This window comes from Aromatoleum toluclasticum ATCC 700605 (genome assembly GCF_000378245.1).
Lineage (GTDB): Bacteria > Pseudomonadota > Gammaproteobacteria > Burkholderiales > Rhodocyclaceae > Aromatoleum > Aromatoleum toluclasticum.
Genome location: NZ_KB899500.1, coordinates 123,265 through 141,656, shown reverse-complemented (window position 1 = coordinate 141,656; position 18,392 = coordinate 123,265). Strand labels below are relative to the sequence as shown.

The 18,392-nt window shown below is 68.5% G+C and carries 16 protein-coding genes; 5 read left to right on the top strand and 11 right to left on the bottom strand.

What is annotated here, in order from left to right; translation table 11 throughout:
• Positions 1 to 14 precede the first annotated feature (14 nt).
• Positions 15 to 1,460, top strand: coding sequence for an ATP-dependent RNA helicase DbpA (dbpA, locus tag F464_RS0117170; protein ID WP_018991075.1), 1,446 nt, complete (start codon positions 15 to 17; stop codon positions 1,458 to 1,460).
• A gap of 9 nt (positions 1,461 to 1,469) precedes the next feature.
• Here the strand turns inward: dbpA and F464_RS0117165 are convergent, their stop codons facing one another.
• The 9 genes from F464_RS0117165 to edd form a co-directional block, all read right to left on the bottom strand.
• Positions 1,470 to 2,012, bottom strand: coding sequence for a M48 metallopeptidase family protein (locus F464_RS0117165; protein WP_018991074.1), 543 nt, complete (start codon positions 2,010 to 2,012; stop codon positions 1,470 to 1,472).
• A 170-nt stretch (positions 2,013 to 2,182) separates the two neighbouring features.
• Positions 2,183 to 2,602, bottom strand: a complete 420-nt coding sequence (gene gloA2 / locus F464_RS28875; protein WP_018991073.1) for an SMU1112c/YaeR family gloxylase I-like metalloprotein — start codon at positions 2,600 to 2,602, stop codon at positions 2,183 to 2,185.
• Positions 2,599 to 2,868: a SemiSWEET transporter gene (locus F464_RS0117155; protein ID WP_018991072.1), complete on the bottom strand. Its 270-nt coding sequence runs from the start codon at positions 2,866 to 2,868 to the stop codon at positions 2,599 to 2,601. The genes gloA2 and F464_RS0117155 overlap by 4 nt, the downstream gene beginning before the upstream one ends.
• A gap of 242 nt (positions 2,869 to 3,110) precedes the next feature.
• Positions 3,111 to 4,394 (bottom strand): phosphopyruvate hydratase, encoded by a 1,284-nt coding sequence (gene eno, locus F464_RS0117150; protein WP_018991071.1) that lies wholly within the window; start codon positions 4,392 to 4,394, stop codon positions 3,111 to 3,113.
• Positions 4,395 to 4,569: 175 nt separating this feature from the next.
• Positions 4,570 to 6,207, bottom strand: coding sequence for an NADP-dependent glyceraldehyde-3-phosphate dehydrogenase (locus F464_RS0117145; protein ID WP_018991070.1), 1,638 nt, complete (start codon positions 6,205 to 6,207; stop codon positions 4,570 to 4,572).
• Between the two features lie 60 nt (positions 6,208 to 6,267).
• Positions 6,268 to 7,794 carry a pyruvate kinase gene (gene pyk / locus F464_RS0117140; protein ID WP_018991069.1) on the bottom strand — a complete coding sequence of 509 codons (1,527 nt, stop codon included), beginning with the start codon at positions 7,792 to 7,794 and terminating at the stop codon, positions 6,268 to 6,270.
• A 24-nt stretch (positions 7,795 to 7,818) separates the two neighbouring features.
• Positions 7,819 to 8,994, bottom strand: coding sequence for an aldose 1-epimerase (locus tag F464_RS0117135; RefSeq protein ID WP_018991068.1), 1,176 nt, complete (start codon positions 8,992 to 8,994; stop codon positions 7,819 to 7,821).
• A complete protein-coding gene (gene eda, locus F464_RS0117130) occupies positions 8,994 to 9,629 on the bottom strand; it encodes a bifunctional 4-hydroxy-2-oxoglutarate aldolase/2-dehydro-3-deoxy-phosphogluconate aldolase (protein ID WP_018991067.1) in 636 nt (211 codons plus the stop codon). The genes F464_RS0117135 and eda overlap by 1 nt, the downstream gene beginning before the upstream one ends.
• Before the next feature lie 23 nt (positions 9,630 to 9,652).
• The gene (gene edd / locus F464_RS28870) at positions 9,653 to 11,500 is read right to left on the bottom strand and encodes a phosphogluconate dehydratase (RefSeq protein WP_018991066.1); all 1,848 of its coding nucleotides are present in this window, start codon (positions 11,498 to 11,500) and stop codon (positions 9,653 to 9,655) included.
• Positions 11,501 to 11,867: 367 nt separating this feature from the next.
• On the opposite strand from edd, the gene zwf reads away from it, so the two are divergent.
• The 4 genes from zwf (at position 11,868) to pgi (ending at position 16,779) form a co-directional block, all read left to right on the top strand.
• Positions 11,868 to 13,340, top strand: coding sequence for a glucose-6-phosphate dehydrogenase (gene zwf, locus F464_RS0117120; protein ID WP_018991065.1), 1,473 nt, complete (start codon positions 11,868 to 11,870; stop codon positions 13,338 to 13,340).
• A 2-nt stretch (positions 13,341 to 13,342) separates the two neighbouring features.
• Positions 13,343 to 14,068, top strand: a complete 726-nt coding sequence (gene pgl / locus F464_RS0117115) for a 6-phosphogluconolactonase (protein WP_018991064.1) — start codon at positions 13,343 to 13,345, stop codon at positions 14,066 to 14,068.
• A gap of 76 nt (positions 14,069 to 14,144) precedes the next feature.
• Positions 14,145 to 15,062: a transcriptional regulator HexR gene (hexR, locus tag F464_RS0117110; protein WP_018991063.1), complete on the top strand. Its 918-nt coding sequence runs from the start codon at positions 14,145 to 14,147 to the stop codon at positions 15,060 to 15,062.
• A gap of 82 nt (positions 15,063 to 15,144) precedes the next feature.
• On the top strand, positions 15,145 to 16,779 hold the full coding sequence (gene pgi / locus F464_RS0117105) for a glucose-6-phosphate isomerase (protein ID WP_018991062.1): 1,635 nt from the start codon (positions 15,145 to 15,147) through the stop codon (positions 16,777 to 16,779).
• Between the two features lie 222 nt (positions 16,780 to 17,001).
• Here pgi and pip read toward each other — a convergent pair whose 3' ends face one another.
• Positions 17,002 to 17,937: a prolyl aminopeptidase gene (gene pip, locus F464_RS0117100; RefSeq protein ID WP_018991061.1), complete on the bottom strand. Its 936-nt coding sequence runs from the start codon at positions 17,935 to 17,937 to the stop codon at positions 17,002 to 17,004.
• Positions 17,938 to 18,086: 149 nt separating this feature from the next.
• A complete protein-coding gene (gene copK, locus F464_RS0117095) occupies positions 18,087 to 18,368 on the bottom strand; it encodes a periplasmic Cu(I)/Cu(II)-binding protein CopK (RefSeq protein ID WP_018991060.1) in 282 nt (93 codons plus the stop codon).
• Positions 18,369 to 18,392 lie beyond the last annotated feature (24 nt).

Here is an 18,392-nt window from a genome sequence, read left to right as displayed (position 1 = left end):
GGCGGAAGGCGAGCATGAGCGAATCGATCCCGCCGCCGGCGGAGCCGGCCACGCCGGACGCGCCGGGTCCAACCCCTGCCGCGCGCCCCTTCGGCGAGCTGCCGTTGTCGCCTGCGCTGCTGGCGACGCTGGAGCAGCTCGAATACCGGACGATGACGCCGATCCAGGCGGCCAGCCTGCCCCTGGCGCTCGCCGGTCACGACCTGATCGCGCAGGCCAAGACCGGCAGCGGCAAGACGGCGGCCTTCGCGCTGACGCTGCTCACCAACCTGAATCCGCGCCGCTTCGCGGTGCAGGCGATGGTGCTGTGTCCGACGCGCGAACTGGCGGACCAGGTGACGCAGGAGATCCGCCGTCTCGCGCGCGCCGAAGACAACATCAAGATCCTGGCGCTGTGCGGCGGTACGACCATGCGCCCGCAGCGCGCGAGCCTGGAGCACGGCGCGCACATCGTCGTCGGAACGCCGGGCCGCATCATGGACCACCTCGACCGTGGCAGCCTGAGGCTGGATGCGCTCAACACGCTGGTGCTCGACGAAGCTGATCGGATGCTCGACATGGGTTTTTACGACGACATCGCGTTCGTCGCCAGCCAATGCCCGGTGCGCCGCCAGACCTTGCTGTTCTCGGCGACCTATCCCGAGGGGATCGAGCGGCTCGCGCAGCAGTTCCTGCGCAACCCGCAGCAGGTGAAGCTGACCGAGCAGCACGAGGGCAGCAAAATCCGCCAGCGCTTCTACGAGATCAAGCACGAGGAGCGCCTGCAGGCCGTCGGTACCTTGCTCAAGCACTACCGCCCGGTCAGCACGCTGGCGTTCTGCAACACCAAGCAGCAGTGCCGCGAGCTGGTCGAGGTCCTGCACAAGCAGGGCTTCCATGCGCTGACGCTGAACGGCGATCTCGAACAGCGCGAGCGCGACCAGGTGCTGATCCGCTTCGCCAATCGCAGCTGCTCGGTGCTCGTGGCCACCGACGTGGCGGCGCGCGGCCTCGACATCGCGCAACTCGAAGCGGTCATCAACGTCGACGTCACGCCTGATCCCGAAGTCCACGTCCACCGCATCGGCCGCACCGGCCGTGCCGACGAGGACGGCTGGGCGCTGACGCTGTGCAGCCCGGCCGACAAGCGCCGCGTGGCCACCATCGCGCAGGTGACGGGCATCGAGCCCGAGTGGCATGGCCTGGGTTCCCTGCAGGGCGGCGACGATTCGCCGCTGGTGCCGCCCATGGTGACCCTGCAGATCCTCGGCGGGCGCAAGGACAAGATCCGGCCCGGCGACGTGCTCGGCGCGCTGACCGGGGAGGCGGGCTTCACGCGCGAGCAGGTCGGCAAGATCACCGTGACCGACCAGACGACCTACGTCGCGGTCGTGTGCGAGATCGCCGGTGAAGCCGTGCGCCGGCTGTCCGCGGGTCGGCTCAAGGGCAAGCCGGTGAAGGTGCGCGCACTCGCCGGCTGAATCGCCGCATCAGGGCGTCGGACGATCGGCCGCCGCACGCCACAGCGGCCGGCCCGTCGCGTCCAGGTGGCACAGGTAGGCGCGCAGGTCGAATTCCAGCTGGTGGTAGTCGGGCTCCATGTGCCGGCACAGCTGGTAGAAGGCCTTGTCGTGCTCGCGCTCGCGGATGTGGGCCAGTTCGTGCACGACGATCATGCGGAGGAACTCCGGCGGCATGTCGCGGAACACCGCCGCGACGCGGATCTCGCACTTCGCCTTGAGCTTGCCGCCCTGCACGCGGGAGACGCGCGTGTGCGTGCCGAGCGCGTGCTGGATCACGTGCAGCTTGCTGTCGTACGCCACCTTGCTGAGTTGCCCGGCATTGCGCAGGAATTCGTCCTTGAGTTCCTGCACGTAGTCGTAGAGCGCCCGATCGCTGCGCACCGCGTGAGTCTGCGGATATTTCTTCAGCAGCAGGTCGCCGAGCCGGTCGTCGTCGATCAGCTTGCGCACCTGGGCGGCGAGATCGGGCGGGTAGCCGGCGAGGTAGTCGGGAGCGGTTCGGGGACGCATGGGCGGTCGGGTATTGCCGAGGCGGCAATTGTAGCGGTGATGGGGGAGATCGAGCCGGTGGGGACGTGACGACTGGTAGGGCGGGAGGAGCGCAGCGTATCCCGCCGCAACGGCGTTGGGGGCACCTCATCCGTTCGCTTGGCGGCGCAGTTGCCAAACCCGGCCTTCGGCTACTCCCGCTCTGCGTGATCCGGCAGAGCCACGGTCTCATAGAGTTCCAGCGGCAGCCCGTCCGGGTCGGCGAAGAAGGTGAAGCGGCGGCCGGTGAGCTCGTCGACGCGGATCGGCTCGACTTCGACGCCCTGTCGCTGGAGTTCGCGCACGGCGGCGTCGAGGTCCGCGACCGCAAAGGCGAGGTGGCGCAGGCCGCAGGCTTCGGGGCGGGACGGGCGCGGCGGCGGGGCGGGGAAGGAGAAGAGTTCGAGCTGCGTGCCATCGGGCAGCGCGAGGTCGAGCTTGTACGAGCCGCGCCCGGCGCGGAAGGTCTCGGCGACGACGCGCAGGCCGAGCACTTCCGTGTAGAAGCGCTTCGAGCGCGCGTAGTCGCTGCAGATGATCGCGACGTGGTGGATGCCCGCGAGCACGATCACCGCCGCCGTTCCCGGTCGTAGCGGATCTTCATCAACAGGATGCTCAGCGCGAAGAACAGCGTGACGACGTTCGCGAGCATCACCGGACACGAGCCGACCAGCAGCCCGTAGGCGAGCCACAGCGCGACGCCGGCCGAGAACACCGAGTACATGCCGAGCGAGATCGCGCGCGCATCCCGCGTGCGCCAGATGTGCAGCGCCTGCGGTACGAAGGACGTTGTCGTGAGGAGGGCGGCGAGGTAGCCGATGGCTTCGGTGGCGGTCATGGGGGAGGGATCGGTTCGTTTTTCTGCAAGCACGGGATTCAAGTACGTGGCGTGTCGAGCGCCGGATGGCTCCCTCCCGTTGGAGGGCGAGGGCTGGGGCCCGCGGGGCAAACTTGCTCTTCCCGGATCAATAACAAAAAAAAACCGGCACCACCGCCGGGGAGTGAGCGTTTTGATGTGGTGCCGGTTGGAGAGCAATCGTTACTGGTCGATCAAACCTTTCACGGGCAGACGATGGGGCATCAGCGCGCGGCGAACGCCTTCGACCCCGCGAACCGCGCATCGCCACCCAGCTCCCGCTCGATCGCGAGCAGCCGGTTGTACTTCTCCACGCGATCGGAGCGGCTCCCCGAGCCGGTCTTGATCTGGCCGCAGGCGGTCGCGACGGCGAGGTCGGCGATCGTCGTGTCGCCGGTCTCGCCCGAGCGGTGCGAGACGATGGACGCGTAGCCGGCGCGGCGGGCCATCTCCATCGCGGCGAGCGTCTCGGTGAGCGTGCCGATCTGGTTGGGCTTGATCAGGATCGCGTTGGCGATGCCCTTGTCGATGCCTGTCGCGAGGATCCCGGTGTTGGTCACGAACAGGTCGTCGCCGACGAGCTGCACGCGCCGGCCGAGGCGGTCGGTGAGGCAGCCCCAGCCGGCCCAGTCGTCCTCGGCCATGCCGTCCTCGATGCTGACGATGGGGTAGTCGCCGACGAGGTCCGCGAGGTAGCCGCAGAACTCGGCGCGCGACAGGCGCTTGCCTTCGCCTTCGAGCCGGTATTCGCCGTCGCGGTGGAATTCGGACGCGGCGCAGTCGAGCGCGAGCGCGATCTCCGAGCCCGGCCGGTAGCCGGCGCGCTCGATCGCTTCGAGGATCAGGTCCAGCGCCTCGCGCGTGCCGCTGACGTTGGGTGCGAAGCCGCCTTCGTCGCCGACCGAGGTCGGGTAGCCCTTGCTGTCGAGCAGGCCCTTCAGCGCATGGAACACGCCCACGCCGGCGCGCAGCGCGTCGCCGAAACGCTCGAAGCCGTGCGGCACGATCATGCATTCCTGGATGTCGAGGCTGTTGTTCGCGTGCGCGCCGCCGTTCATCACGTTCATCAGCGGCACCGGCAGCGTGAAGCCGCGTGAGGCGTCGCCGAGGTGGCGGTAGAGCGGGATCGATTGTGCGTTTGCGGCGGCGTGGGCGGCCGCGAGCGACACGGCGAGCAGTGCGTTGGCGCCGAGGTGCGACTTGTCGGCACTGCCGTCGAGTTCGCACAGCAGCGCGTCGATCGAGCCCTGGTCGCGCGCGTCGCGGCCTTTGAGCGCGGTGGCGATGGGGCCTTCGATGTTGGCGAGCGCCTTGGTGACGCCCTTGCCGCCGAAGCGGGAGGCGTCGCCATCGCGCAGTTCCAGCGCTTCGCGCATGCCGGTGGAGGCACCGGAGGGGACGGCGGCAGTGCCGGCATGGCCGGACGCGAGGCGAACGGTCGCCTGCAGGGTCGGGTTGCCGCGGGAGTCGAGGATTTCGAGGGCTTGAATGGAGGTGATGGTGGTCATGGGGGTGTGTCTATAAGGGCGATGAACTACAAGTGGGGCTCTGTTATCCCTCCCCCTTCAAGGGGGGAGGAACCGCGTTCCGAGCGCATCACCTGTCTTCAGGTGGCGAGCAACTAAATCGAAAAAACGGGCCGATATCCTTGTGGAGAGCATCGATACCGGCCCGGGAGAACGCTCAGAGAATGAACCGCGTATTCACGAAGTTCGACTTGTTGCCCAGCACGATGCTGTCGAGGAGCTTCTTCGACGCCTCGGTCTGCTTCGCGGCGACCATCGTGCGGATCGAGAATGAGCGCAGCGCGTCGTGCACCGACAGCGTGCCTTCGGCCGAGTCCTTGCGGCCGGCGAAGGGGAAGACGTCGGGGCTGCGCTGGCATTGCGCGTTCAGATTCACGCGGCACACCTGGTTGACGAGTGGATCGACGAGACTCGCGATCTGGTCCGGGTTGGTGCCGAAGATCGACACCTGCTGGCCGTGGTCGGAGGTGATCACGTAGTCGAGCGCGGTCTCGATGTCCTCGAAGGGCGCGACCGGGACCACCGGGCCGAACTGCTCCTCGCGGTACAGCTTCATGCCTTCCTTCACCGGGAACACGACCGCCGGATGGAACATCGTCTCGACCGAGGCGCCGCCGTTCTCGTTGAGCACCTTGGCGCCTTGCGCGACGGCGTCCTCGATGCACTCGTTCATGTAGGCGACCTTCGCCATCTCGGGCAGCGGCGTGATCGTCACGCCCTTTTCCCACGGCATGCCGATCTTCAGCTTGCCGATCTCCTCGCAGAAGCGGCGCAGGAACTGGTCGGCGATGGCCTGATGGACGAGGATCATCTTGATCGCGGTGCAGCGCTGGCCGTTGAAGGACAGCGAACCGGCGATGCATTCCTTCACCGTCAGCTCGATGTCGGCATCCGGCAGGATGATCGCCGCGTTCTTCGCCTCCAGCCCCAGCACCGCGCGCAGGCGGTTGGTCTTCGGGTGTGCCTTCTTCAGCTGGTCCGCGACCTTGCTGGAGCCGATTAGCGCGAGCACGTTCACCTTGCCGGAAGCCATGATGTGCGGCACGACGACGCTGCCCTGGCCGTAGACGATGTTGATCACGCCGGCCGGGAAGGCGCTGCGGAAGGCTTCCAGCATCGGGTAGTACAGCAGCACGCCGAAGCGCGGCGGCTTGAACAGCACGACGTTGCCCATGATCAGCGCCGGGATCAGCGTCGTGAAGGTCTCGTTCATCGGGTAGTTGTACGGGCCCATGCACAGCACGATGCCCAGCGGCGAGCGGCGGATCTGCGCGATCGTGCCATCGACGATCTGGAAGCGCGAGTTCGCGTTGTCGAGGTTCTTCAGCTCGGCGATGGTCGCCTTGATGTAGTCGATCGTACGGTCGAATTCCTTCTCCGAGTCGGCGAGGCTCTTGCCGATCTCCCACATGATCAGGTTCACGATCTCGCGCCGGCGCGCGACGATCTGGTTGGTGAAGTTCTCGACGCAGGCGATGCGATCGGCCACCGACATCGTCGGCCACTGGCCACGGCCGTTGTCGTAGGCCTTCGCGGCCGCGGCGATCGCGGCGTCGGCTTCGCCAGTGCCGGTGACGGGGAAGCTGCCCAGTTCGACGTGCGTCAGGCTGCCGTCGGCGGCGCGCAGCGCGACCGGGGAGTAGACCGGGCGGGTCTCGCCCTTCCAGATCTGCATCTCGCCGTTGAGCAGGATGGAGCGCTGGTGCAGCGGCGCGAGCACGCGGCAGTCGGTCGGGATATCGGTTTCGGTGGGGAACAGGGAATGCAGGCGGGTGTGGATGGTGGTGGCGTTCATGTCTCTCTCGTTCTCTCTTGAATACGTTTCGCGTGGGGCGCTCTTGATGTGGGAGCGGCTTCAGCCGCGAATCAGCGGTGTCGCACCCGTAGCGGCCCTTTCGCGGCTGAAGCCGCTCCCACGTGACGGCATCTCGCCTTCGGTTTCGGCGGAGGGAGAGGCCGCGGTGGTATCCCCGGCCGGCCACGCGAGGCGCAGCAGGTTGGTGCTGCCGGGCGTCCCGAAGGGCACTCCGGCGGTGACGACGACGGCCTGGCCTGGTGCGGTGAGCCCTTCGGCGCGGCAATGCTCGATCGCGACGTTCACGATCTCCTCGACCGCGCAGGCCTCGACCGAGCGCCGCGAGCGCACGCCCCACACGAGGCACAGCCGGCGCGCGACCGACTGCGAGGGCGTGAGGCCCAGGATCGGCGAGCGCGGGCGCTGGTGCGCGATGCGCAGCGCCGTCGCGCCCGAGGCCGTGAAGGCGACCGTCGCCGATAGCGGCAGGGTGGCGGCGACGGCGCGGATCGCCGTGCCGATCGCGTCGGTCGCGTTGCCCTTGGGGTCCGCGCCGACCGCTTCCATCAGCTGGCGCTGCAGCGGATCGGCCTCGGTGCGGGCGATGATGCGGTTCATCATCGCGAGCGCATCCACCGGATATTTGCCCGATGCGGTCTCGGCCGACAGCATCACCGCGTCGGCGCCGTCGAACACCGCGGTCGCGACGTCGGACGCTTCGGCGCGGGTGGGGGCGGGCGCAGAGATCATCGATTCCAGCATCTGCGTTGCGACGACCACCGGTTTCCCGGCGCGCCGGCACAGGCGCACGATGCGCTTCTGCAGGCCCGGCACATCTTCCGGCGGCAGCTCCACGCCCAGATCGCCGCGCGCGACCATGATCCCGTCGGCGAGCGCGATGATGTCCTCGAGTTCCGCGAGCGCCGACGGTTTCTCGATCTTCGCCATCAGCAGCGCCTTGTCGCCGATCAGCGCGCGCGCGTCGGCGATGTCCTCGGCGCGCTGCACGAAGGACAGCGCGACCCAGTCGATGCCCAGCTCCAGGCCGAAGGCGAGGTCGCGGCGGTCCTTCGCGGTCAGCGCCGAGAGCGGCAGCGCGACGTCGGGCACGTTCACGCCCTTGCGATCGGACAGCCGCCCGTCGGTCAGCGCCTCCATCTCCAGCACGCCGTCGCGCTTCGCGACGACCTGCAGGCGCATCTTGCCGTCATCGACGAGCAGCACGTGGCCGACGCCCACCGCGTCGATGATCTCAGGATGCGGGATCGCCACGCGCGTCGCGTCGCCCGGCGTCGGGTCGAGGTCGAAGCGGATGCGGTCGCCGCGCGCGAGCGTCACGCCGCCGTCGGCGAAAGTGCCCAGGCGCAGCTTCGGCCCCTGCAGGTCGATCAGCACGCCGATCGGACGGCCGAGTTGCTCCTCGACCGCGCGGATGCGCTGGTACACGGCGTGGTGGTCGGCGTGCGTGCCGTGGCTGAAGTTCAGCCGGAACACGTCCGCGCCGGACTCCGCGAGCGTGCGCAGGCTGTCCTCGTCGGCGCTCGCGGGGCCGACGGTTGCGATGATCTTCGTGTTCTTGCCGGGCATCTGGGGTCTCATGCTGTACGCGGCTCAGGCGCTCGGGGCCGCAAGGGGTTGGGAGGAAGGACTCGCGTCGAACTCGGCGCCGCAGCTGAAGCTGCTCGTGGCGCCCGCAGGCAGGCGGATCGCGCGTGCGCAGTCCGGGCGGTTGAAGGAATCCGTCATGACCTCGACGGGCTCGATCGCGACGGCACGGCGCGGGTCGCGCGCCAGCGTGTCGCCGGTGAAGACATGCACGAGGCCGCCGCGCTGCCACACGGTGAGCTGCCGGCCGGTCGCGGGATCGCGCAACCGGCTGCGGATCAGCCCGTCCTGTAGGGCGGGAGAAGCGCAGCGCATCCCGCCAAGCGGCGCTGGAAGCGATTCCGACCCCGGAATTGCCGCCACCCGCCCCGAGCCCGCATGCTCCGCGCGGTCGCCGTCGCCACCCGCGCCGCCGTAGCAAGCGTCGATCACCGCGTCCCCGATCCGGCGCATGCGGCGGAAGTCGGGCATGGGAGCGTCATCGACCCGCGCGTAGGCCGCATCGCCCGCAAGGGGCAGCAGGCGGTCGTCGGTCAGGATGCAATAGCTCGCCGGAACCTCCAGTTCCAGGTCCTCGATCGGCGCATCGCCGAGCCGGAAGTAGGGGTGCCAGCCGGCGGCGTAGGGCGCGGCCCGGTCGCCGATATTGGTCGCTGTGACCGTGAGCGCGATGCTGCGGGCCGTGAAACCCACGCGCACGTTGATCTTCAGCGCGAAGGGATAGCCGGCGAAGGCGTCGGGCCGGATCGTGCCCGTGAACAACACGCTCGCGCCGGTCGCCGTCTCGCGCGCATGCGCGACGACGAGCTCCAGTTCGCGCAGGAAGCCGTGGTAGCTCAGGCGGTCCGCCGCCGGCACGCCGGGCCGCAGGTCCAGATCCCGCCCGTCGAAGCGATAACTCGCGCCCGCGATGCGGTTGGGGAAGGGCGCCATGATGCCGTTGCGCACGCCGTTCTGGTTCGCGAGCTCCGCGGCGTTGCGGTAGCCGTCGGTCAGCTCGACGAGTTCCCCGCCATGCGGCACGCGCCAGTCGAGCAAGGTCGCGCCACGCTGGGCGAACACGGCATACGCGCCGCTCGCGCCATCGCGCAGCTCGACCGCGGGAATCCCGCCGAAGTCGAGCCGGCGCACGCGGTAGGCCGAGCTCGTCGCGGACGGCACGGGGGCGACCGCAAGGTCCATCAGGCCGCTCCGACCGGGCGCAGCACAGCCGCCGCCCGTGCGAGTTCGGTGATCGCCGCCCAGTCGCCGGCGCGCACGCGGTCCGCTGGAGTGAGCCAGGAGCCGCCGACGCAGGCGACGTTGGGCAGGGCGAGGAAGCTCGGCGCGCTCGCGAGGTCGATCCCGCCGGTCGGGCAGAAGCGCACCTGCGGGAAGGGGCCGCCGAGCGCCTTCAGCATCCCGATGCCGCCCGCCTGTGCCGCGGGGAAAAGCTTCATCGCCGTGTAGCCGGCGGCGAGTGCATTGATGACGTCCGACGGCGTCATCACGCCCGGCAGTAGTGGAATCGCCGACTCGCGCCCGGCGCGCAGCAACTCGGGCGAGGCGCCCGGACTCACCGCGAACACCGCGCCGGCTTCGGCCGCTGCGGTGAGGTCGGCCGGCGTCACGACGGTGCCGACCCCGACGATCGCGTCCGGGACTTCGGCGCGGATGGCGCGCACGCTTTCCAGCGCGGCGGCGGTACGCAGCGTCACTTCGAGCACGCGGATGCCGCCGGCGACCAGCGCACGCGCCAGCGGCACCGCGTCGGCGACCTTGTCGAGCACGATCACCGGCATCACGGGGCTGGCTGCGAGGAGGGAGTTTATTTCCATCAGAATGTTCTCCTAATCGGGATTCAGGCGACCGCCTGCGGCCCCGGCAGGGTCGAACCAAACGTGCTCGCCCCCTGTTCCGCGCCGCTCGCGTTGGCGCGCGCATTGAAAAACAGCTCCCGGCCGACGCCGTGCTGGTTCCTGTCGAGGTCCGCCGTCGCGACTTCCCGCGCGGTCCACTCCGCGGGATCGACCAGCGCTTCCAGCGTCCCCGCGACCGCGTCCAGCCGGATCACGTCGCCGTCGCGCACCTTCGCGAGCGGTCCCCCTGCCAGCGACTCCGGCGTCACGTGGATCGCCGCGGGAACCTTGCCCGACGCCCCCGACATGCGGCCGTCCGTCACCAGCGCGACGCGGTAGCCCTGGTCTTGCAGCACCGTCAGCGCGGGCGTCAGCTTGTGCAGCTCCGGCATCCCGTTCGCGCGCGGCCCCTGGAAGCGCACGACCGCGACGAAATCGCGCGTCAATTCGCCACGCTTGAAGGCCGCCATCAGGTCGTCCTGGTCGTCGAACACGAGGGCCGGCGCTTCGACCACGCGGTGCTGCGGCTTCACCGCCGACACCTTGATCACCGCGCGGCCCAGGTTCCCCTTCAGCAGCCTCAGCCCGCCGTCGGCGCTGAACGGCTCGGCGGCCGGGCGCAGCACTTCCGTATCCAGGCTTTGCGCGACGCCCGGGCGCCACGCGAGCGTCTCGCCGTCCTGCCACGGCTCGTCGGTGTGTCGCGCGAGGCCTTCTCCCATCACCGTCGTCACGTCGCCGTGCAGCAGGCCGGCGCCGAGCAGCTCGCGGATCAGGAAGGCCATGCCGCCCGCGGCGTGGAAGTGATTCACGTCGGCGCTGCCGTTCGGGTAGATGCGCGTGAGCAGCGGCACGACCGCGGACAGCTCGTCGAAATCGTTCCAGTCGATGTGGATGCCCGCAGCGGCGGCGATCGCGACGAGGTGGATCGTGTGGTTCGTCGAGCCGCCCGTCGCCAGCAGGCCGACGATGCCGTTGGCGATCGCGCGCTCGTCGATCACCTTCGCGATGGGGATGTATTCCTTGCCCAGCCGCGTGATGCGTGCGAGGCGCTGCGCCGCGGCGCGGGTGAGGCCGTCGCGCAGCGCATGGCCTGGATTGACGAAGGCCGCGCCGGGCAGGTGCAGGCCCATCACCTCCATCAGCATCTGGTTGCTGTTGGCCGTGCCATAGAAGGTGCAGGTGCCGGGGCCGTGGTAGGCGGCCATCTCGGATTCCAGCAGCTCCTCGCGCGTCGCGTGCCCCTGCGCGAAGAGCTGGCGCACGCGCGCCTTGTCGTCGTTCGAGATGCCGCTCGTCATCGGGCCTGCGGGCACGAAGATCGCAGGCAGGTGGCCGAACTGCAGCGCGCCGATGAGGAGTCCCGGCACGATCTTGTCGCACACGCCCAGATAGAGCGCACCGTCGAAGACGTTGTGCGACAACGCCACCGCCGTCGACATCGCGATCACGTCGCGCGAGAAGAGGGAAAGCTCCATGCCCGCTTCGCCCTGCGTGACGCCGTCGCACATCGCCGGCACTCCGCCCGCGAACTGCGCCACCGCCCCCGCCGCGCGCGCCGCTTCCTTGATCAGCGCGGGCATGCGCTCGAAGGGCTGGTGTGCGGACAGCATGTCGTTGTAGGCGGACACGATCGCGAGGTTGGGCAGGCGCGCCTGGCGCAGCACGAGCTTCTCGTTCGGCTCGAAGGCCGCATAGGCGTGCGCCTGGTTCGCGCACGACACATGCGTCCGCGCCGTACCCGCCTTGCCGGCGGCAGCTTCGACGCGCTCCAGATACACGGCGCGCGATGCGGCGCTGCGGGCGCGGATGCGGTCGGTGACGCGGGCGAGGATGGGGTTGAGCGACATGTAGCCTCCGTTGTGTCGTGGCGCCGCCTTCTTTTCTTCCGTTCAAGGATTCTGGCGACTTGCTTTGACACAAGTGTAGATTTGCTACATGTAGAAATGCAAGCCCCTTTTTGCAGGAGATGCGATTTCTTGTAGGCGTGATGATCAATATGTCTAGAAAACAAAAGCGCTTTGAGTTCAGTGAAACGTGGAAAAATCCTTGAAGAATGCGGGACTGGCGCTGCGGCAGCGAGGGATTCGGAATAAGAAAGAATATGTTGACTTGCTACATATTTACGACTTTAATGGTTTGTAGATTTACTACCGTCTTGTTCCGGCAGTCCCGGAATGGCGGCGACCCCACAAGAACACATGGACGAGGCAAAAATTGATCCCTCTTGAAGCGTTCGACCTGATCCTGTTTGGCGGCAGCGGCGACCTCGCGATGCGCAAGCTCCTGCCTGCGTTGTATTACCGTCACCGCGACAGCGTCGCCGGCCGCGACAACGCGCGCTGGCGCATCGTCGGCGTCGGGCGCGAGGAGCTCTCGCGCGAGGCGTATGTCGCGAAGGTCGAGGCCGCCGCGCGCAAGTTCGTCGCCGCACGCGATTTCGACGACGCGGCCTGGGCGGCATTTGCCGGCACGCTCGACTACGTGCGGGTCGACGCCCGCGACGCAGGCGACTTCGAACGCCTGGGCGCCACGCTCGCAGATAACCCGGCGCGCGTGCGCGTGTTCTACCTTGCGACCGCGCCCGGCCTGTTCGCGTCGATTTGCGAGAACCTCGGCGCCGCAGGGCTCGTCACGCCCGACAGTCGCGTCGTGCTGGAAAAGCCGCTCGGCCGCGACCTCGCCTCCGCGCGCCAGATCAACGAGCAGGTCGGCGCGATCTTCAAGGAAGGACAGATCTACCGCATCGACCACTACCTCGGTAAGGAGACGGTGCAGAACCTGATCGCGCTGCGCTTCGGCAACACGCTGTTCGAGCCCTTGTGGAGCCGCGGCTGCGTGCGCGACGTGCAGATCACGCTGGCCGAGACGGTCGGCGTCGAAGGGCGCGGCGAGTTCTACGACAACACCGGCGCATTGCGCGACATGGTGCAGAACCACCTGCTGCAGCTCCTGTGCATCGTCGCGATGGAGCCGCCCGCGAGCATCGACCCCGACGCGATGCGCGACGAGAAGCTCAAGGTCCTGCGCTCGCTGCGCCCGATGACGCCCGAGGACGTCGCCACCCGCACCGTGCGCGGCCAGTACCGCGCCGGCGCGGTCGAAGGGCAGCCGGTGCCGGCCTACCTGGACGAGCAGGGCATCCCCGCCGGAAGCCGCACCGAGACCTTCGTCGCGCTGAAGGCCGAACTCAACAACTGGCGCTGGGCCGGCGTGCCCTTCTACCTGCGCACCGGCAAGCGCATGCAGGAGCGCCTCGCCGAGATCGTCGTGAACTTCCGCGACGTGCCGCACGCGCTGTTCCCGTCGCTGTCGGGCGAGCGTGCGCCCAACCGTTTGGTGATCCGCCTGCAGCCCGACGAGGGCCTGGAGCTGCACCTGATGGCGAAAGTGCCGGGCGACGAGATGCGCCTGCGCCCGGTCGCGCTCAACCTCGACTTCGCCGACACGTATCACGGTCGCCAGTGGGACGCCTACGAGCGCCTGCTGATGGACGTGATCCGTGGCAAGCTCACGCTCTTCATGCGCCGTGACGAACTCGATGCCGCGTGGCGTTGGGTGGAACCCATCCTCGAAGGCTGGGAACAGGATCCGACGCCGCCGCGTCCCTATACCGCCGGCACCTGGGGCCCCGCGGCCTCCAGCGCGCTGGTCGGTCGCGATGGCCTCGCCTGGCTGCAGGATTCGTGATCATGACGGTAGACAATGCGCTCGAATTGCCGCGCCACGTCGGGCAGGATCTTTTCGCCGATGCGCCGACCCTGTCCGCCGCGCTGGCCGACCGCGTCGCGGGGATGCTGCGTCACGCGATCGGCCGGCGCGGGCGTGCAAGCCTCGTCGTGTCGGGCGGCCGCAGCCCGCTGCCCTTCCTGCGTGCGCTCGGGCAGCGCAAGCTGGATTGGTCGCGCGTCACCGTGACCCTGGCGGACGAGCGTTGGCTACCCCCCGATCACCCCGACAGCAACGCCGGACTCGTCATCGCGAACCTGCTGCAGGGGCCGGCGGCCGAGGCGCACTTCGTGCCGCTGTATGGCGGCGAGAACTCGCCCGGCGACGGACTCGCCGCGTGCACGGCGCGGCTCGACGAGATTCAGCGCCCCTTCGATGTGGTCGTGCTGGGGATGGGCGATGATGGGCACTTCGCGTCGATCTTCCCCGGCATCCCGAGGCTGGGCGAGCTGCTGTCGGAATCCGGTCCCGCGCTCGCGGCGACCGTCCCGCCCGCCGCGCCGCATGCGCGCATGACGCTGGCGCTTTCGGCGATTCTCGACGCGCGGCGGATCCTGCTGCCGATCAGCGGGGCCGCCAAACGTGAAGTGATCGAGGAAGCCGCCTGCGGAAATGAAGGTTTGCCGATTGCCACACTTCTGCGACAAAGAAGAGCGCCATTGCATGTATTCTTCTGCCCCTCCACGTGAAAATGCGGATGGGCTAGTCTGGCGACCTAGAGGGACATCGCGCCTGCCGCGCAACACTGGAACCAGGGTTATTGAAATGGAAAACCTACCGATCATCACTCCGCCGGGACAGAACCCGGACGAAGCTGGCACCCGCCAGACGAGCCCGCTGCTCGCCCGCATCGCGGCGAGCTTCGACGACTTGCGCAAGTCCGAACGCGCCGTCGCGGAATTCGTGCTCGCGCATCCGAACGAGGTGCTGAGCATCTCGATCGCCGAACTCGCCTACCGTGTCGGCGTGAGCCAGCCGACCGTTGCGCGCTTCGTCAATGCGCTCGGCTTCACCGGCTTCAAGGATTTCAAGCTGCGCCTCGCGCAGAGCCTCGCCAGCGGCGTGCCCTATGTACACCGCGACGTGGGCCCCGACGATTCGCTCGACGAAGTCGCGCCCAAGGTGTTCAACCGCACGATCGGCGCGCTGATCAGCGTGCGCAACCAGCTCGATGCCGGGCGCCTCGAGCGTGCGGTCGAGCTCGTCACGCGTGCCGGCCGCATGGAGTTCTACGGCGTCGGCAATTCCGGTATCGTCGCCACCGATGCGCAGCACAAGTTCTTCCGTTTCGGCATCCCTTCGGTCGCGTACAGCGACCCGCACACCCAGGGCATGGCTGCGACGCTGCTGGAGGAGGGCGACGTCGTCGTCGCGATCTCCGCGAGCGGGCGCACGCCCGAGATCATCCGCGCGTGCGAACTGGCGCGCGAGGCCGGCGCCGAGGTGATCGCGATCACCGCCAGCGGTTCGCCGCTCGCGCGTTCCGCGACCGTGCTGCTCGCGGCCGACGTGCCGGAGGACCCGGACGTCTATGCGCCCATGACGTCCCGCATCGCGCATCTGGCGATCATCGACGTGTTGTCGGTCAGCGTCGCGCTGGCGAGCGGCCCCGAACTGATCAAGCGCCTCGAGCGCACCAAGCAGACCCTGCGCGACAAGCGCATCCGCGGATTCGAAACCTGAGATGAAACTGCCCCCACGCTCACTTCATTCGCTGCCCCCCGAGGGGGCGGAGGCCTCCCTTGGGGCGGCCCGGCGGGAGACCATGCCCCTGACGAATTCCCCCGCCTGGCGTGCGCTTGCCGCGCATCGCGACGAACTCGGCGAGCGCCACCTGCGCGACCTCTTCGCTGCGGATGAAGGCCGCTTCGAGCGCTTCTCGCTGCGCGCGGCCGACCTCTTCCTCGACTACTCGAAGAACCGCATCGTGCCGCGCACGCTGGCCCTGCTCACCGCGCTCGCGCGCGACCGCGGCCTCGAAGCGGCGCGTGCCGCGATGTTCTCCGGGAAACGCATCAACACCACCGAAGACCGCGCCGTGCTGCACGTCGCGCTGCGCAACCGCAGCGATGCGCCGGTCGAACTCGACGGCCACGACGTGATGCCCGCAGTGCGTGACGTCCTCGCACGCATGGGCGACTTCGCCGAAGGCGTGCGCGCCGGCCGCTGGCGCGGTTTCACGCGCGAAACCATCACCGACATCGTCAATATCGGCATCGGCGGCTCCGACCTCGGCCCCGCGATGGCGTGCCAGGCGCTAGCCGCCTGCGGCCACGAACGCCTGACGATGCACTTCGTCTCCAACATCGACGGCGACCACCTCGCCGGCGTGCTGGCGAAGGTGAAGCCTGCGCGCACGCTGTTCATCATCGCGTCCAAGACCTTCACGACCGTCGAGACGATGACCAACGCCGCCACCGCGCGTGCGTGGTTCCTCGCCAACGGCGGCACCGAAGCCGACATCGCGAAGCACTTCGTCGCCGTGTCGACCAACGCCGAGCGCGTCGCCGCCTTCGGCATCGACACCGCCAACATGTTCGGCTTCTGGGACTGGGTCGGCGGGCGCTACTCGATGTGGTCGGCCGTGGGCCTGCCGGTCGCGCTCTACGTCGGCCGCGGCAACTTCGAGGCGCTGCTCGACGGTGCGCACGCGATGGACCGCCACTTCGCCGAGGCGCCGCTGGAACAGAACATGCCGGTCGTGCTGGGCCTGCTGGGTGTGTGGTACCGCGGCTTCTTCGGTTCGGCGAGCATCTCGATCGCGCCGTATGCACAGGCGCTCGCGCGCGTGCCGGCCTACCTGCAGCAGCTCGAGATGGAGAGCAACGGCAAGTCCGTGACGCGCGACGGCCAGCCGGTCGAAACCGCGACCTGCCCGGTGATCTGGGGCGAACCCGGCACCAACGGCCAGCACGCCTTCTTCCAGTTGCTGCACCAGGGCACGGACCTGATTCCGGTCGACTTCATCGCACCGCTCAGGGCGAGTCACGCGCTGGCCGAACACCACCGCCTGCTGCTGGCGAACTGCATCTCGCAGAGCAAGGCGCTGATGGTCGGCAAGACCGCCGACGAGGTACGTGCCGAACTCACCGCCGGCGGCCTGTCGGGCGATGCGCTGGAAGCCTTGGTACCGCACCGTGTGTTCCCCGGCAACCGCCCGAGCAACACGCTGCTGCTGCCCGACCTGTCGCCGCGCTCGCTAGGCGCGCTGATCGCCCTCTACGAGCATAAGGTCTTCGTGCAGAGCGTGATCTGGGGCGTCAACGCCTTCGACCAGTGGGGCGTCGAACTGGGCAAGCAGATCGCCACCCGCATCGCCGGCGAGCTTGCGGGCGGGGCTCGCGGCGAGCACGACGCATCGACGGCAGGGCTGATCGCCGCGGTGCGCGCGGCAGGTTGAGCCCGCGGGTTCGAACGGGCGGGAGGCGCGGATTCGGTCGCGGCGTTCGCACGATGGTGTAGGGCGGGAGGAGCCGAAGGCGCATCCCGCCACGCGGCGGTCGGGCAAATTCCGGCGGCTGGATTGGCGGGATACGCTGCGCTGCTCCCGCCCTACGAATCAGATCAGCCCCCTCGGTTTCCCGCCATGCCCCTCCGGCGCCGCGTCGCCCCGTGGATCTCTTTAGTCGCTGAAGGGCGCCGCCGCCTCGGCCAGCGCCTGCAGCATGGATGGCGCGAAAGGATTGTGCCCGGCCTCCGCGACGATCCGCAGCTGGCTGCCCGCCACGGCGCGATGCAGGCGCCGGGCATTGTCGACCCGGCAGACGAGATCCTTCTCGCCGTGCAGGATCGCCACGGGCAGGGAGCCTAGCGTCGCGGCGAGTTCGAGGAGATGCGTCTCGCCGAGGAAACATCGGTGGCGCAGGTAGTGCGCCTGCACCCGATATTTCGCCAGCAGTGCCGTCTGCGTCCCTGCGTCCGGAAACTCCGGCAGCGGGGCAGGGGAGCCTCCGTCCAGCGTCGCCTCCCACTGCATCCAGCGGCGCACCGCTTCGGTAGCGACGATCGCATCATGACCCAGCACAGCGTCGAACAGGCGATCGGGGAGGGCACGACGCCGGTCGCCGGTGGCTGCCTCGTCCAGCGCCTGCCACGCTTGCGGGAACAACTCGCCTGCGCCGACGAAGAACCATTCCAGATCCGCAGGCCCCGTCAGGAAGATGCCGCGCAGGATCGCGCCGACGCAGGCTTCGCGATGCGCCGCGGCATAGGCGACGGCGAGCGCCGCGCCCCATGAGCCGCCCGTGACCAGCCAGCGTTCCACTCCCAGATGCCTGCGCAGGCGTTCGATGTCGGCGACGAGATCGACGGTCGTGTTGTGCGCGCATTCCCCGCGCGGCGTGCTGCGTCCGCAGCCGCGCTGGTCGAAGAGCACGATGCGGAAGCGCGCGGGGTCGAACAGCTGTCGCATGCGTGGCGAGCAGCCGCTCCCCGGTCCGCCATGCAGGATCAACACCGGCAGGCCTTGCGGATTGCCGCACTGCTCGTGATGGAGCGCATGGCCGTCACCGGTCTCGAGCCAGCCGGATTGCCACGGCTCGATGGTGGGGAATGGCAACGGACAGGGGGTCCTCGCGGGCGGCACGGTAACGGGCATGTGCGGAATACTAGCGAATCGTGTGTCGCGCGCCCATAGAAAGCGAATCGGCCCGTCTGCCGTACGGCAGACGGGCCGATTCGCCCTATTCTCCCGGCGAACGCTCGGCTTCAGTTCGTCTGATGTTCGCGGTGGAGCACGCTATCGAGCCGCCAGATCTCGTTCCCCTTCATCATGATCTGCTTTCCGTCCTTGGTTTCCATCGCATGTCCATCCTTCATGGAAACCACTTGGCCAGCCTTGTTCTCCATGGCCATTTTGCCGTCCTTGAAGACGTATACGGTCGAGCCGTCCTTCAACTCGTACGACTTTTCAACCTTGCCCTGATCAACGGCAAACGCCGTGGTGGCGATCAGGATGGCGGCGGTAGCGCTGGCAATTTTCGTCAACATGATTGACTCCTATGAGATTTGACG